The 204-nt window shown below is 62.3% G+C and carries 1 protein-coding gene; it reads right to left on the bottom strand.

Annotation, left to right across the window (positions count from 1 at the left end):
* A partial coding sequence (locus tag H261_RS26835) for a LuxR C-terminal-related transcriptional regulator (protein ID WP_407636105.1) occupies positions 1 to 96 on the bottom strand: 96 nt, incomplete at its 3' end.
* Positions 97 to 204 lie beyond the last annotated feature (108 nt).

Consider the following 204-nt stretch of genomic DNA (forward strand, 5'->3'; position numbering starts at 1 on the left):
CATCTGATGCGCCATCATGACCGCCTGGGCCCGGCTGCTGGCGCCAAGCTTCCGAAGAATGGCCGAGATGTGAATCTTGACTGTTTCCTGGCTGATATTGCCGGGGGGATACCCAGTGCCAGACTACGCCACACTTCTCCGTCCGGTGAAAGGCGGCCCTCGGCGAAGGCTTACGCCGATTGGGAGGCCGACGACAAGGCAGCC

It is taken from the genome of Paramagnetospirillum caucaseum (assembly GCF_000342045.1).
GTDB lineage: Bacteria > Pseudomonadota > Alphaproteobacteria > Rhodospirillales > Magnetospirillaceae > Phaeospirillum > Phaeospirillum caucaseum.